This window comes from Balneolaceae bacterium (genome assembly GCA_034521495.1).
Classification (GTDB): domain Bacteria; phylum Bacteroidota; class Rhodothermia; order Balneolales; family Balneolaceae; genus Rhodohalobacter.
The window spans coordinates 25,297-40,259 of sequence record JAXHMK010000012.1; the positions used below are offsets into that span (position 1 = coordinate 25,297).

Annotated in this window: 13 protein-coding genes; 7 read left to right on the forward strand and 6 right to left on the reverse strand. The window is 41.7% G+C overall.

Going from position 1 to position 14,963, the window contains the following annotated elements:
- Positions 1 to 34 precede the first annotated feature (34 nt).
- Positions 35 to 505 carry a hypothetical protein gene (locus tag U5K72_13290; protein ID MDZ7719784.1) on the reverse strand — a complete coding sequence of 157 codons (471 nt, stop codon included), beginning with the start codon at positions 503 to 505 and terminating at the stop codon, positions 35 to 37.
- A 76-nt stretch (positions 506 to 581) separates the two neighbouring features.
- On the opposite strand from U5K72_13290, the gene U5K72_13295 reads away from it, so the two are divergent.
- Together U5K72_13295 and U5K72_13300 are read left to right on the forward strand one after the other, a co-directional pair.
- Positions 582 to 890 (forward strand): nucleotidyltransferase domain-containing protein, encoded by a 309-nt coding sequence (locus U5K72_13295; GenBank protein MDZ7719785.1) that lies wholly within the window; start codon positions 582 to 584, stop codon positions 888 to 890.
- A 457-nt stretch (positions 891 to 1,347) separates the two neighbouring features.
- On the forward strand, positions 1,348 to 1,509 hold the full coding sequence (locus U5K72_13300) for a HepT-like ribonuclease domain-containing protein (protein ID MDZ7719786.1): 162 nt from the start codon (positions 1,348 to 1,350) through the stop codon (positions 1,507 to 1,509).
- 11 nt (positions 1,510 to 1,520) lie between these two features.
- On the opposite strand, the gene U5K72_13305 is transcribed toward U5K72_13300, so the two are convergent.
- Positions 1,521 to 1,937 (reverse strand): DUF1801 domain-containing protein, encoded by a 417-nt coding sequence (locus U5K72_13305; GenBank protein MDZ7719787.1) that lies wholly within the window; start codon positions 1,935 to 1,937, stop codon positions 1,521 to 1,523.
- 298 nt (positions 1,938 to 2,235) lie between these two features.
- On the opposite strand from U5K72_13305, the gene recQ reads away from it, so the two are divergent.
- The 4 genes from recQ to U5K72_13325 all read left to right on the forward strand — a co-directional run bounded on the left by recQ (position 2,236) and on the right by U5K72_13325 (position 5,992).
- Positions 2,236 to 4,413: a DNA helicase RecQ gene (gene recQ, locus U5K72_13310; GenBank protein MDZ7719788.1), complete on the forward strand. Its 2,178-nt coding sequence runs from the start codon at positions 2,236 to 2,238 to the stop codon at positions 4,411 to 4,413.
- Positions 4,414 to 4,594: 181 nt separating this feature from the next.
- Positions 4,595 to 4,969, forward strand: coding sequence for a GxxExxY protein (locus U5K72_13315; protein ID MDZ7719789.1), 375 nt, complete (start codon positions 4,595 to 4,597; stop codon positions 4,967 to 4,969).
- A gap of 353 nt (positions 4,970 to 5,322) precedes the next feature.
- Complete coding sequence (locus U5K72_13320) at positions 5,323 to 5,808, forward strand: hypothetical protein (protein MDZ7719790.1); 486 nt, start codon at positions 5,323 to 5,325, stop codon at positions 5,806 to 5,808.
- A gap of 34 nt (positions 5,809 to 5,842) precedes the next feature.
- Positions 5,843 to 5,992 carry a hypothetical protein gene (locus tag U5K72_13325; GenBank protein ID MDZ7719791.1) on the forward strand — a complete coding sequence of 50 codons (150 nt, stop codon included), beginning with the start codon at positions 5,843 to 5,845 and terminating at the stop codon, positions 5,990 to 5,992.
- Here the strand turns inward: U5K72_13325 and U5K72_13330 are convergent.
- From U5K72_13330 to U5K72_13345, 4 genes are all read right to left on the reverse strand, one after another.
- Positions 5,976 to 8,561, reverse strand: a complete 2,586-nt coding sequence (locus U5K72_13330; protein ID MDZ7719792.1) for a TonB-dependent receptor — start codon at positions 8,559 to 8,561, stop codon at positions 5,976 to 5,978. The two genes, U5K72_13325 and U5K72_13330, sit on opposite strands and share 17 nt — an antisense overlap.
- 74 nt (positions 8,562 to 8,635) lie before the next feature.
- Positions 8,636 to 9,625: a FecR domain-containing protein gene (locus U5K72_13335; GenBank protein ID MDZ7719793.1), complete on the reverse strand. Its 990-nt coding sequence runs from the start codon at positions 9,623 to 9,625 to the stop codon at positions 8,636 to 8,638.
- A 69-nt stretch (positions 9,626 to 9,694) separates the two neighbouring features.
- Positions 9,695 to 13,231 carry a DUF5666 domain-containing protein gene (locus tag U5K72_13340; protein MDZ7719794.1) on the reverse strand — a complete coding sequence of 1,179 codons (3,537 nt, stop codon included), beginning with the start codon at positions 13,229 to 13,231 and terminating at the stop codon, positions 9,695 to 9,697.
- Positions 13,232 to 13,309: 78 nt separating this feature from the next.
- The gene (locus tag U5K72_13345; protein MDZ7719795.1) at positions 13,310 to 13,891 is read right to left on the reverse strand and encodes an RNA polymerase sigma-70 factor; all 582 of its coding nucleotides are present in this window, start codon (positions 13,889 to 13,891) and stop codon (positions 13,310 to 13,312) included.
- Between the two features lie 157 nt (positions 13,892 to 14,048).
- On the opposite strand from U5K72_13345, the gene U5K72_13350 reads away from it, so the two are divergent.
- Complete coding sequence (locus tag U5K72_13350) at positions 14,049 to 14,897, forward strand: LEA type 2 family protein (GenBank protein ID MDZ7719796.1); 849 nt, start codon at positions 14,049 to 14,051, stop codon at positions 14,895 to 14,897.
- Positions 14,898 to 14,963 lie beyond the last annotated feature (66 nt).

The following is a 14,963-nucleotide window of genomic DNA, read 5'->3' on the forward strand; positions in this document are numbered from 1 at the left end:
AGTTTAATCACTCATCCAATGAATTTTAGAGATTTCACCAATAAGGCCCGTCTTGAGGAGTACACGGAGCATATGCAGAGCTATCGGCAGTTACGCATGTGGATTGCCGAAACCATCTGCCATCGATCCCTACGACATAACCCAGACCATTTTCTACATTTGAGGCGGTTCCATCCAGGAAATATTCGAGGTCGTCAATAGATGTAAAATTCTCATCCCATTCCGGTCCGCCCGCAGCGAGAAAGACCAGTGCCCCTTCTATAGAATAATCCGCCTGGCCTATACTCTGTTCAATCTGCCCCAATTGTTCCTCCCAATTTGAGAACGCAGAATAAGCACCGTAAAAAGCATAGGTATTCCTGAGAGTTTGCCGTATTGGAAATCTATACGTTCTCTTTTGATTGTTAATCAATCGCAAAGCAATAAAACAAGCCATTGCCACTCGTTCTCTGAATATTTTCCTGGCTGCAAATTGTATCTTTTTTACCTTTAATAGCAGTGTCATCCAAAAAAGTTTCGGCAGGATAGTCTTTCAGTTTATGTCGGTATCTTGAGATAAATGATTTTTCTATATTTATGTCATGCTTACAAAAAAAGAAAAAAATATAATCCTTCAGGTGCTTGAGCCTTACAACCCTCAAAAAATTGGTGTATTCGGTTCGAGGGTTCGCAATGAGCATTCAGCAGAGAGTGATTTGGATCTTTTGGTACAACTCGAAGATGTAAATCTATTTGATTTAGTAGAATTGGAGTCTACTTTAAGCATGCACTTAGATATGAAAGTGGATTTAGTGACTGAAGCATCACTAAATAAACATATTCGTTCTGAGGTGGAGAATGAGGTTTACTATATTTTGAATAAGAGTGAGGAGCTTCAGAATGAAAAATGATCGAACATTGCCTGTTACTATGAGTTTTTTTGACTTCAACCTGATAAAAAAAAGTATTGTCGGGTCCTTCTACCAGTGAAAATTTCCTACAATCTGCCTTATAACAGTATAAACGACCTTTTTCAGTTCTGTCTTGATACTTTTGAACCGTCAAAAGTATCCAAAACCTCTCGGCTGTGATGGCTTCCGGGCATGGTTTGCCCGCACGCGTACACTCTGCGAATGCTCACAGAGTGAGCGCGCAGAGCGATTTTTCCCGTGCTGCGATGCAAACTATGCAATCCCTCCATCCATCAAGGCCGAAGGATATAAAAGCTTATTCAATGGTCATAGGTTAGAAGAACGAATTAATTAGCTGTCAACTCTGAAATTTTGTTACCAATTGCATTAATACTACGTAGAGTTTGTCTTCCGTAGCTTTAGGAAAGGAGGGCAGATTTTTTTGGTAAAATTAGAAGTGAAAAATTTTAAGGAATCAGTGAAAAGTATGTTAGGAATGCGAGATATCCTTATTCACAATTATATGGGAGTAGATATAGATGTGGTTTGGAAGACAATTGATAGACTTCCTCAACTCAGAAAAGATTTAAATGAAATTCTGAAGGAGATGAAAGGGTAGGAAACGAACTGCTATCCATACTTCTCATCCACAAACTTCACAGATTCCTCGATCAAGTTTCTCAACACATCCATATCAATATCATCCAGTTTCTTCACATAAAGACACGATTTTCCGGTTCGATGTTTGCCGAGTTTACTCAACAGTTCTTTATTCTTATCCAAACTGCACATCAGGTATATAGACATCTCACGTTTGCGCGGTGAAAATCCAACTTTCAGGAAATCGCCCTCGCGGCCACTCTCATATTTGTAGTGATATTGATCAAAGCCAATGATACTCGCGCCCCACATTTTGGGTTCGCAGCCGGTCACTTCCTTCATCAGTTCAAGCAGGGAATAGGAATCGGCTATTTTTTGTTGATCATCCAATGAATCGATAAATGATTTTACAGGTTGATCCGTAGGTTGAGTTTTATTTTCAGCCATAATGTTTGGATTGCAATGTTGTTATGGACCTTGAAGCGTTCCCGATATATTACTGATAGGAGAATGTTAATATACTTTTGATAATTTGTCGGGATCCTTCAAGCGTCCCGGGATTAATTGATTTCCGAACGCTTCAAGGAGCTACGCACGCTTGAAGGTTCTTACTTTATTTTCATCCATAACTGAGGTTCGTTAAAGATTTTTTTATGTTTGGGGGCGAATTCTGTAAGGGATTCAGAGATTTTGTCTCATACTATATACAGGAAACCATGAAATTAATCACAACAAATTTTTTTAGATGATAGAAAAAGCAAGAGAAATTCTGCAGCAAACTTTTGGATACAATGAATTCAGGCCACTGCAGGCAGATATTATTCAGAACGTTTTGCAGAAGAAAGATTCACTGGTCATAATGCCAACAGGGGGCGGAAAGTCGATCTGCTACCAGATTCCCTCTATGATATTTGACGGATTAACAGTCGTCATTTCTCCACTTATCTCGTTAATGAAAGACCAGGTGGAACAACTTGAGGAGTTTGGAGTTCCCGCCTTATACCTGAACAGTTCACTCACACCGGAGGAGTATCAACAAAATATTGAGCGGTTGAGAAGGGGAGAAACCAAGCTTTTATACCTGGCCCCGGAAACATTGATGATGGATTCCACGCGCAAACTCCTCACCGAATTCGAGATCGACTGTTTTACGATTGATGAGGCGCACTGTATCTCTGAATGGGGACACGATTTTCGGCCTGATTATCGTCAGCTTGCCACCGTTCGAAAAGATTTTCCTGATGCGGTTTGCCTCGCATTAACAGCTACCGCCACTCCAAGAGTTCGGGATGATATTCAGCAAATTTTGGAGATGAAGGATTCTGCCCGATTTGTGGCCAGTTTCGACCGGAAGAACCTCCTTTTGAAAGTAGTGGATAAAGATAATCCGCTGGATCAGATTCTTGATTTTCTCTACACACGTCCCGATCAATCCGGGATTATCTACTGTTTTTCCCGGCGGCAGGTGGATGAGTTAACCGCTGATCTTAAAGCAAACGATCATTCCGTCCGTCCATATCACGCCGGACTTTCGGAGATGGCTCGAACCCGAAACCAGGAAGCGTTTATTCGCGATGATGTGGATATCATCGTGGCGACGATTGCGTTTGGGATGGGCATCAACAAGCCGGATGTACGGTTTGTGATTCATCATGACATGCCGCAGAATATTGAGTCGTACTACCAGCAGATCGGCCGCGCGGGTCGTGATGGAATACAGGCCGATTGTCTGCTCCTGTACAGCTATTCGGATAAGCAGAAGATCCAGTATTTCATCAATCAAAAAGAGGGGCAGGAGAAAGAGGTTGCCAAAAAACACCTGGATGCTCTGCTCGATTTTATGGAGTATGACGGCTGCCGCAGAGTACCGCTGATGGAATATTTCGGTGAGGAGTATGAAAAAGATAACTGCGGAATGTGTGATTACTGCCTGCAGCAAAAAGGAGAGAAGCAGGATTTTACCGAGCAGGCCCAGAAGTTTTTGAGTTGTGTGGCCCGAACGGAACAGATGTATGGTGCATATCATATTGCTGATATCTTACGCGGATCAGAAGCGAAGAAAGTTCTGAGCAAGGGTCACGATAAACTCTCCACTTATGGAATTGGGATGGAATGGAGCAAGAACCAGTGGATTCAGCTTTCCCGAATGCTGATTCGGAAAGGGTATCTGAAAAAAGATCCCCAGCATGGAAGTTTACTATTGACCGATGAAGCCAAAGCCGTACTGAAAGGTGATGAGCAGGTTCGGGGTATTCTCGACAGAACAAAAACAACGTCGTCTGAAGATGCAATGCCCCGGACAGAGAACGAAGTGGAAAATAAATACGATGAATTTCTGTTCGAAAAACTTCGGAAACACAGAAAAGAGATGGCCGACGAGCAGGAGATTCCTCCCTACATCATTTTCCCCGATACTACGCTCATGGAGATGTCCTACTACTATCCGCAGGATGAGGAGAGTCTGATGGGAATTTACGGTGTGGGTTCCTTGAAATTGAAAAAATACGGAGATGATTTTCTGGAGATTATCAAAGAATATTGTGAAGAGAATGATGTTGAGGAGCGAGCAAAAGTACTCCGAAAAAAAGTGAAGAAAACGAAGTCAAAGAAAAAATATGAACGTGTGGGAGAGGAGTACAATAAAGGCAAATCGATAGAGCACCTGGCAGAGCAGTTCGGCGTGAAAGAGGTAACTATTCTCAGCAATCTTAAAAAGTTTGTAGATGATGGTCACCAGATCGATCCCGATGGAGTGCTGGCTGCATCAAGCCTATCTGAACGAAAAATCGATGAAGTAAACGAAGTGATGGAAAAAGTGGGGCCAAAACTCCTCAGGCCAATCTATGATGCACTCGATAAATCAGTGGATTATACTGAGCTTCGCATTTTACAGCTGGCGTATTTTGCGCGGAATGGAGATTAGTTTGTAGCTGATGATGGGGCTTGAATAAACCACAAAGACTCAAAGAATGCATAAAGAACACAACGAGTCTTTTTAAAGAATGAGGATATCTTTGTGTTCGCCGTGAATTCTCTGTGTCGCCGTGGTAAAAAAATTACGGTGATTGAGGAAATGAATTCAATATAAACTAAACCATAAGAGAATGGAGAGAGAAAATAAATTAGCATCAAGGGTATTGGATTGTGCGTTTACGGTTCATAGAAACCTTGGCCCTGGATTATTGGAATCAGCTTATCAAATGGCAATGGAGGCAGAATTATTTGAGAATTCGATTCCTTACATTTCTCAAGTAGAGGTTCCCCTTGAATACAAAGGACGATCCATTTCTACAGCTTACCGATTAGATTTTTTAGTGGATGAACGCCTCATCATTGAACTAAAAGCTGTTGAAGCACTGCATGATGTACACTTAGCTCAAGTTTTGACCTATCTGAAATTGACTAATGTTCGATTGGGTCTCTTGCTGAATTTCAATGTTGCATTGATGAAAAAAGGTATTAGAAGAGTGATTCTTTAATTCCTTAACCCGTTGCGATCTTTGTGCCACCTTTGAATCGTAAATGAAGGTAGAAAACCACAAAGACACAGCGAATTCACGAAGAACACAGTGAGTTAGGTATTAAGAATTCAATTTTTCGCTGAAAGTGGAATAATTGTTGACTTTTCGCCGTGATCTCTGTGACTTCTTTGAGCCGTTGTGGTTAAAAGTAAGATAAATTTAATTGTTGGCTATAGTCATAATTAATGATTAAGAACAACAATGCCACGATAAATTCACGGTGGTCACAAAGGGGATCAAATTTTCATCTGATTTCGTATAAACAATCTTCTATTTTTGTCTCGAACTGATTGAAACATGGACCCTAAAATATGATCGACGAATTTATCTCTTCGCTAAAACACAACCCCGAAGGCCTTTTCAATCCCTGGTATCATCGGGATGAGGAACACGATGAAACGGAAGATGCCCCTGAAATTCGCCGTCATCAACTCAAAACCTATCTGAGTGAGCGGGTTGAAAGTGCGAAATATCTGTTCATTGCGGAAGCGCTTGGGTACCAGGGCGGGCATTTTACGGGAATAGCCATGACCTCCGAGCGAATTCTCCTGGGTCACCAGGAACCGAAATATGGTGTTCGTCCGGATCATGTATTTCAAACGATCGAACCACAACGGACAAGTTGCCCAACTGTCATTGAAAAAGGGATGAGCGAGCCGACCGCAACCATCATGTGGGGAGCGTTGATCGATTTGGGTATCAATCCCTATGAAGTTGTTCTTATGGAATGCGGTACCGTGGCATCCGTACAAACCGGATCAGGGTTTACTGAGCAATCGAACGCCTGCGGCAGATGAATTGGAAGCAGGGCTGAAGCATCTTACATCATTTATGAATCTCTTCAAAGATGTAAAAATGGTGGCAGTGGGCCGAAAATGCGAATTCAGCCTTTCTCAACTTGGGGTGGATCATATCCCGGTTCGGCATCCTGCAAATGGTGGAGCACCGAAATTCAGGAGACAGGTTAAAAATCTATTTTAATCTCAAACGAGGGTTGGATTCCAAGATCATACACACTCACAATTTCAGATCGGATTGCTGGTACAGTATTTCTCGTAACAATCACAGGCTGATACTCTCTATACCAGGGATTCTGCTCATCCAAAACATTAAAGACAGAGAATTTTGCGGTGACTGAACTTCCGCCTAATTCTTTCCTGAAAAGTGCTGACAGATCCAATCGCTGATAAGGGCCAAGTCTCTCACTTTGGTTTCGGGCAAGATCATACGTTCCGGTTACGGATCCGCTGGCGATTATAAAAGCAGCGTATAGCTGGATGTTTGGCGTTATTTCGATTGCAAGATTTGTTGTAGCCGCATGCGTACGATCCCAAGGTGCTAAAAACTCTTCTCCATCATTAATTGACTCATTTCTGAGCTTCATGGATGAGAGAGTGTAAGTTTGTGTTAGAGTGAAAAAATCAGATCGAAAACGACTGAGAAACTCAACTCCTTTTCCCTCGCCCTCATTGTCAAAAAACCATGGAGAATCGGTAAATGTATTTGTAAGAGTTTGGGCATTCAATTCATGAGACCGGAGGTTTTCGTAATGTTTCAGATATCCTTCTGCCTGGAAATAAAGACGCCGAAACGGTTTTAGATACAAACCGGCTGTAAGCTGATTAACCGAGGAGGGCGGCTGGTTTTCGTTGGCAAGAATCCAAACATCTGCGGTTACGGCATTGCTAAATCCAACCCGATTGATGAACTGGTGATTTTTACTGTATCCAACACTCAGCGAGACGTTTTGATCTTCAAACAGATTTGCTTTAAGCCTCGGAGAGAATCTGAAATAATTTCCGGCTGTGTAAAAATGAGTTCTCAGGCCCGATTTCAGTTCTAAAAAATTGTAGGGGTTCACCTCTGTTTGAGCAAAAAGATCTCCCTGAAAACTTGAAGTTTGAGTGTAAAATTGCTGTCGGTCAAACGAATTTTCCTGGTATTCCCCGCGATGATAGATGCCGGTAAACCCGGTTTTAAGAGTGATAAATTCTGAAGAAAGATCGAAGGTTTGATCCAGTTTAGCCCGGTTCATTGTGCTTCGATTCAATAAAGGGTAGGTAAAAACAGTTGTTTGTAAAGACTCCCCAATTCGAGTGAAATTTGTGTACAAAAAATCATCTTTACTGAAGTATGTTTCGTAGGCACTCAGGGCAACTGTTGTATTACTGTAGACAGAGGTTGATAGTGATCTTTGATGTTGCGTGGAGAGAGCAAAATTGTTCCAGCGATTCTCAGTTTCAACCTCTGTAGCCCGGAATTGCTCTTCAGAGGGCCTGTTCCTGCTAAGCCGATCGGCTAACTGACTTGTTCTGTCTCCACCAAAATACAAACTGGCCATTGTTCGGCTCCCGTCTTTCTGCTCAAAGTTAAATTTGCCATGGATATCAAAATAATAAACATCGGAACTGCGGGGAGTAACCAGTTCTGAGTTGATATTTTGAGCAGAAGAGATCTCCGATCCCGGCCGGTTAATATCCAGTCCCCAGCGCACGAGATGATTATTGTTGAACCATTCTAACTGGTTCATGTATGATGATCGTGCGGAGACCAGCCAACTGCTTTTTCCCTTTTTTAAAGGGCCATCTGCTGTAACTTTTATACTTGTATTACTAACTCCGGCTTCCACATCGGTGCTTTGAAGGGAACCATTTCGGGTTGTTAAGGAGAGCTTTCCGCCAATAGGGGAATGGATATGTGCCGGTGCTACATCATAGAAAAAGCCGCTGTTTAAAACGGCATCTTCGTTGAAACTGTCTAACAGGCCAAAAAGATGACTTTGGTTGAATATTGTAATTCCATCCAGTTCAAGATGAAACCCATCAGGGGTGCTTCCGCGAACATTCAGGCCGTCATTCATAGCTGTAGTGGTTCCAACTGAAGGTAAAATTTGAAGGGCCCGAACCGCATTATCTTCACCAAGCGGGCTAAAGCGATCCGTTTTAATTAATCCATTCAGAGAGGAATCCTGAGGTGAATAGTAATTATTTCCCAAAACAATTATTTCCGATCCGGATATCGGCTCAGGGTGCATCCGGATAGTTAAATCCCGGATTTGCTCATTGGATGAGAGATCCAGCGAAAGGGTCGATTTTTTGTATCCAACGTATGATGCTTCAAGGGTTACTGTTGGTTGGTCGGGCTGAAGCCTGATCTGAAATCGAGCTGATTGATCCGTTACCAAACCCCGGAGTGAATCATCTATTCTCCAGGACAGGGTACTGAAAGGAAGTCTCTCACCGGACTCAGAATCTACAATCTGCCCTGAAATTCTAATGCTCTGGTTCGTGTGGAATTCTTCATCCATTGGAAGAACAATCAGTTGTCTCCCAACTGAATCAACCCGAACTGTAAGATCGTGCGGCCGAAGAGAGTTCTGTAAATCACGGACCAGGAAGCTTTGATCAGTATTCAGGCTGATCTCGAGGTCCGATACAAGTGATTCCCTGTATAGAAATGAAAATTCAGTTTGTTGTTCAATTCGGTTGAATACTTCAATTGCAGAGATGTTTTCAAATTGAAACTCCTGGGCATAAGATGTAAAGGGCAAACTGAAAAAGATTAGAAATAAAATCAGAAATGAAATATTCTGAAGGAGCTTCTTAAAATGGGTCATGCCTGGCTTTATTCAACGAATTGATACGTTTCCCCTTCAATTGAAGAAAAATTACCGCCTAATACAATTCCTAAATTTTCAAGACTGACCTCTTTGTTCTCTAATGATAGTGTTCCTCCTAAAATCTCGTTTTTTAACCGGTCCGGTACTTGTATATCAATAGAATAGTGATATTCAAGTTCTTTTATAATGGATTGAACCGTTCGATTGTTAAATACAATTTCATCTTGTTGCCAGGATGTAAATTCGTTTCCATTGGTTTGAACAGGCCTGGAGATTTCAAAATCAGGGTTTACAGTAGCAGCTTCTCCCGGTTTTAAAACTACTTTTCCTGGTTTTTCTGATGAGTTGAGAGTTAATGAACCATCCTTGAGATAGACAACAGTTTCTCCCGTCCACTCGCGAATATTAAATGATGTTCCGGTTACCTCAATAACCCCCGGGCCGGCATCAACTAAAAATCGTCGGTTTTCCTGTTTTGTAACATCAAAAAATGCTTCACCTTCCAGTCTGTATCGTTCTGCCTCATCAGTTTGAGAAACAACAAATAGCCTGGAATGTGGCCGCAGTTGTATTCTGGTTTGATCGCCCAGGGTGTATGTAACTTGATTTGATTCCGCCCGGGCCAGTAACTCCGGCTGATCGGAATCAAGCTGCAGGTAGGCAACAGACAGCAGGATAGCAATTAAAAGAGCAGCTGCAACTTTCAAAAGCGAGGGTTTGTAGCTGTGTAAATGTCTTAAATTAATTTTGTCGCTACTTTCAACAGGGGTATCTGTTTTACCCTTCTGGATGCCTTCGGAAATATTATTCCAGGATTGTGATTTGCTTTTCGACAGCTCATTCTCATATCTCAGGAAAAGGTTTCTCTTGTGATCGGCAATGAGATCAATGAGCGGATCTTCAATTGACTTTACGGAACGCTCCTGTTTGAGAGCAGTCCCAACCTGTTCAGCAAGCTTTTTGTCAGTTTCCGGTATTTGATTGTTGTCTGCCATATGCATTAGAAATAGCAGGCATTACCTATTTTTAAGTAATACCTGCTACGGTTAGGTGACTAAATATTATTAATCGTCATCTTCATCTTTATCATCCTCATCGCCATCATCATTACCGTTGTCATCCCCGTTATCGTCATCCTCACGATTACTTTCGAATTTTACAGAGATCACTACGTTGGTATCGCCATCTGGCTGATAATCTCCTTCGGCGGTAACGGTAAATCCGTCGGATAATTCATCGGCTACATCCTGGAGGCTGAACAGGTCCCCGTCATTTTCGATGCTGGTATCATCGTTGAGGGTAAATGTACGTCCGTCTTCCAGTTGAAATGTTCGGTTGGAGATATTAACCGAGGTAACCTGGTCTTCGAATTCTGCCGAGCCGGTATTTCCATCATCATCATCTCCATCATCGTCATTACCGTCATCTCCATCAGCATCATCATTACCGTTGTCATCTCCGTTATCATCGGAATCATCATCTCCGTCAGAATCATTGTCGCCGTCTTCATTGCGTTCGACTTCAAATTCAACTTCAACGACTATTCTATCGCCTTCTTCGATGTAGTACTCACCTTCAGCTTCCACTTCGTCGCCATTGTCCAGTGCGTCTATCACATCCTGAAGTGTAGTGATGCCGTCTTCGCCCTCAATCTCCGAATCATCATTAATGAAATAAGTTTGACTATTCAGAGTGAATGAGTTTGAAGTGGCTGATGTGACGGATCCATCAAAGTCGAACTCTTCGCGGTCGTCTTCATCATCTCCATCGTCATCGGAGTCATCATCCCCGTCGTCGTTTCCATCATCGTCATCATCTCTGTTGCTTTCGAATTTAACGGATGCAACAAGTCTTGTACCATCTTCCTGTGGATCATAGGTTCCTTCGGTTGTTACGACAAATCCATCTGCCAGGTCATTAGAAACTTCCTGGAGACTGAACAGATCGCCGTCATTATCAAAGTCAACATCATCACTGAGAACATACACTCGATCATTCATCAGTGTAAAAGAGTTTGATGATGTATCAACAGACTTTACGCGCCCGCCGAATTCATTTTCGTCATCACTGTCATCATCATCCTCACGATTACTTTCGAATTTTACAGAGATCACTACGTTGGTATCGCCATCTGGCTGATAATCTCCTTCGGCAGTAACGGTAAATCCGTCGGATATTTCATCGGCTACATCCTGGAGGCTGAACAGGTCCCCGTCATTTTCGATGCTGGTATCATCGTTAAGGGTAAATGTACGTCCGTCTTCCAGTTGAAATGTTCGGTTGGAGATATTAACCGAGGTAACCTGGTCTTCGAATTCTGCCGAGCCGGTATCTCCATCATCATCTCCGTCATCGTCATCGTCGCCGTCTTCGTCCCGGCGTTCAACATCGAATTCCACTTCGGTTACGATGTTACGTCCGTCACTATCCGTGTAATACTCACCCTCTGCTTCTACTTCGTCACCTCTTTGAAGGGCACCAACCAGGTCTCCGATGGAGTTGAGGTCGCCGTCAAATTCAGTGTCATTCGTTACAAGAAACGTCAGATCATCTATCCGGAATGTTTTGGCTGCGGCGTTTGCAGACTGCACAACACCGTCAAATTCAAATTCATCCCGCTCTTCTTCATCTTCCTCATCTTCGTCATCGTCATCTCCATTTCGACGTTCAACATCAAATTCTGCTTCAATCGCAATATTATTATCCTCCGAATCTTTAAAATATTCACCTTCAACAGTTACTTTATCCCCTCTTTGCAGGGCACCTACAAGATTGCCGAGCGATTGAATATCATCGTCAAATTCGGTGTCGTTATTTACATGCAGCAGTAAGCCGTTCGTCAGTGAAAAGGTTTTTTCTGAAGCATCGGCAGATTCAACAATGCCATTAAAAGGTTTTTCTTCGCGATCTTCATCGTCGCCATCTCCGTCATCGTCCGCTTCATCGGATTCAAACTTCACATTGGTTACAAGAAGTGAACCATCAGATTGGGGAGCATAATCACCTTCTGCTTCTATATCTACTCCCTCCGAGAGTGCAGTAGCAACTTCTTCCAGGGTTGAGTAATCGCTGTCTTCATCAAATACTGTTGATCCTTCAACAATGGTGTAGGTGTTTCCGTCTTCAAGATCAAAAGTACCGCCTTCGCTATCTGCAGATAAAACATCATCGTCAAACTCAAAATCTGCTTCATCATACTCAAGTTTTACTTCGGTAACATTTTTTACTCCCTCTTCGCCCGGAATGAATTCACCTTCGGCTTTTACGGTGTAATCATTATCGATTGCCCACATCAGATCTTCCAGTGAGAAAAGGTCTCCTTCTTCATCAAAATTTGTTTCATCCGTTATATGATATGTATCACCGTTTTTAAGGGTAAAAGTGCCTCCCTCTGTATCGGCCGATTCAACAGTGCTTTCAAATTCAAGATCATCATCCTCAAACTCAAATTTCAGATTCTGTAAGATTTTTGCGCCATCTGCATTTTCAGCAAATGAACCTTCTGCCCGAACACGAATTCCTGCATCTAAAATGCTTTTAACATCGGTTAGTGTTAAAAGATCTCCTTCTGAATCAATTTCTGTGTCGGTTCCAAACAGAAAAGTATGTCCATCCGATAATGTGAATTGTTGAGGATCTGATTCGGTATCAACAGATTCAACATAGCCTTCAAATTCGTTGTCGGCAATAAGATTCCCTTTCTCAAGAGTTACTTTAAAATCATCCAAAATATTCTGGAACCGAAGAAGTGCTGTGCCATCTCCATTAAACTCAATGGTACCGTTCACGGTTTTCATGCTCTCATCTCCGTTCAGGTTCTTGCTGATCATCATTTCGTAGGCAAGAGCACCTTCAACACTTTTTTGCAGGGAACCGTCTGATAGTGTCTGTGAATTTATTTGTACATCCAGGAACTCAACGGTTAGTGTATAATCCCGCTTAATAACATTTCCATTCTCTCTCGTTACTTCAAATTGGCCGCTCCCTTCGTGTAATCCTTCAATGGTTAGCGGACCACCGGTTGAGAGGCCCTCAATCAAAAATTCATCATTTCTTTCGTATGAAGAGTTCTTATTCGGAGTGGTGATAGATCCCGACCGAAACCCGTTGTACTCAATAATTTCAATTAAATCACTATCTAAACGCGGGGAGTAGATATAGTTGCCCTCTGCATCGTAGTAGATATATTCAAGTTCGGCGGTGGACTCTTTGATGAAATTTTGCTCGTTGATACTGCGGCTGAAATTAACTTGATGAATACCGGTGTCCGGATCATAGCTATAGGAGTAATTATTGGCATTGGTCTCACTATTTTTTGCCATTGCAGCACCAAACACAGCAGATGCATACTTCCCTTTTTCTGTTGAATTCTCCGTGAAATTGCTGCTGGACGGGAGTGAAAAGGCATCATTTAAACTGGCAAAAATTCCATCTTTTTGATCGGATAGAGATTCGGCAATAATCTGTCCCGCAACCTCAAGTTCTTCATCCGTTAATTCTTCATTTACAGTTGATTTATTAGAATCACTGATATCGCAGCCATAAAAGAGAACTGCAATAAACATTACAGTAGTTAAGCAAAGATTCTTAAGTAAATTCATTTGATCCATTATTCCATGATTTCTATGATTGATTTACCCTTACTACAGTTTTGGGTTAGGGGTACCCCTAAGGATTTCTCAAATTTTCTTAAATATTTTTAATTCTTTCCGCAGATCTTTAAAAGCCAATGCCATATGGTTTTCAACGGTTTTTACACTTATAGAAAGTAATTTGGCCGTCTCTTTATATGTCAGGTCTTCAATAAAACAACTTTCAAACACTGCCCGTCGCCGTTCAGGCATATTAGAAACGGCTTTCATAAAAGCAGAATGTAAATCATTATATTCTGCTGTATCGTGAGGTGTTTTTGTTGTATCAATTTCGTGGTTTTCCAGATCAGCGTGATTGGGATTCTGCTTGACATAATTCAGCATTCTTGTATAAGCAATACGGTAGAGGTAAGATTTTAACGAAAGGTCTGGTTTGATTCTTTTTCGATGTTCCCAAATATACAGAAACGCTTTCTGAATCAGATCTTCGGCAACTTCCCGAGACATATTTCTATTTCGCAGGAAGACGTAGAGAGCATCGTAATGTGCATCAAAAAATTTCTTAAAGGCTTTTTCATCGCCCATTTTAATAGCGCGATACAATTCTGATTCGTCTTCAGAATAGTCTGCGGCAAAGGCAATGAACAGTACAAGATCTATAAAAACCAAAACAAAAAGCCGAAATATTAATAATTTTTAATACTGAAAGATAATCATTGGCCGAATGATAACAATATCAGAAAAATCAAAATTCTATATCCGGAATAAACGTTACCTTTACACAGAAAAATCCGAACATTTTATAATTCTTTGAGTTAGAGTACCTATGAAAAAAATAATTTTATCTGTTTTTATCCTCTTTTTGCTTTCCGGTTGCAATACTCTCAGAGACTTGTCAAATGTTCAAAAACCATCTGTAAGGTATAGCAGCATGTCTATTGATGATATCTCCTTCAGTGATGTAACTCTTCTTTTTGACTTTGAAGTGAATAACCCAAACAATTTTGGAGTTTCGGCCGATCAATACCGCTATGAGTTTTTTATCAATGGAAAGGAGTTTGTAACGGGTATTCAAACTGAAAATTTGAGAATTGCCGGCGCATCAAAGAGTATTATCCAGGTTCCGGTGTCGCTTACGTTTTCCGAGGTTTTCGACACAATTGATTCAGCTGTGAGGCAAGATTCTATTGCCTACCGGATATCCAGCGAGGTGCAGTTTGATCTTGCAGGTGTAAGTAAACAACGGGTTCCTGTTAGTGCAGAAGGTCAACTACCCATCCCTAAACTGCCTAAAATTGAGCTCAGCAATTTCAATATCAATGAACTTTCATTTTCCGGTGCGGAGATGGCAGCCTCTTTTCGGGTTCAGAATCCCAATTCGTTTGGAATTTCATTTGCTGATGCTTCCTACAATCTTACAGTGAATGAGAATGAATGGCTAAATACCACTCTGGAAAGAGATATTGAGTTGGGTGAATCAGAAAGTGAATTAATCACAATCCCAATCCGGTTAAACTCTTCCCAAATGGGGTCGGTTTTATTTGATATGCTCAGGGGCGAAAAGGAGTTCCCTTATACTCTGACGGGATCAGCCCGGGTGTCAGCAGATATTCCGGGTTTCGATGGGTTTGAAGTCTTGCCTTTTAACATATCCGGCATATACAGATTGGATTAGAAAGAAGGCTTTGCAAAACCGTGGGTATGCGTCAATCTGAACTCGATTCAGATTCTCCATTCGTCT

Coding starts and splice junctions, on each gene's coding strand:
- U5K72_13315 (MDZ7719789.1), top strand. CDS start 4,595: ATGGAGAGAGAAAATAAATTAGCATCAAGGGTATTGGATTGTGCGTTT.
- U5K72_13335 (MDZ7719793.1), bottom strand. CDS start 9,625: ATGGCAGACAACAATCAAATACCGGAAACTGACAAAAAGCTTGCTGAA.
- U5K72_13325 (MDZ7719791.1), top strand. CDS start 5,843: ATGAATCTCTTCAAAGATGTAAAAATGGTGGCAGTGGGCCGAAAATGC.
- U5K72_13290 (MDZ7719784.1), bottom strand. CDS start 505: ATGACACTGCTATTAAAGGTAAAAAAGATACAATTTGCAGCCAGGAAA.
- U5K72_13340 (MDZ7719794.1), bottom strand. CDS start 13,231: ATGAATTTACTTAAGAATCTTTGCTTAACTACTGTAATGTTTATTGCA.
- recQ (MDZ7719788.1), top strand. CDS start 2,236: ATGATAGAAAAAGCAAGAGAAATTCTGCAGCAAACTTTTGGATACAAT.
- U5K72_13350 (MDZ7719796.1), top strand. CDS start 14,049: ATGAAAAAAATAATTTTATCTGTTTTTATCCTCTTTTTGCTTTCCGGT.
- U5K72_13320 (MDZ7719790.1), top strand. CDS start 5,323: ATGATCGACGAATTTATCTCTTCGCTAAAACACAACCCCGAAGGCCTT.
- U5K72_13295 (MDZ7719785.1), top strand. CDS start 582: ATGCTTACAAAAAAAGAAAAAAATATAATCCTTCAGGTGCTTGAGCCT.
- U5K72_13305 (MDZ7719787.1), bottom strand. CDS start 1,937: ATGGCTGAAAATAAAACTCAACCTACGGATCAACCTGTAAAATCATTT.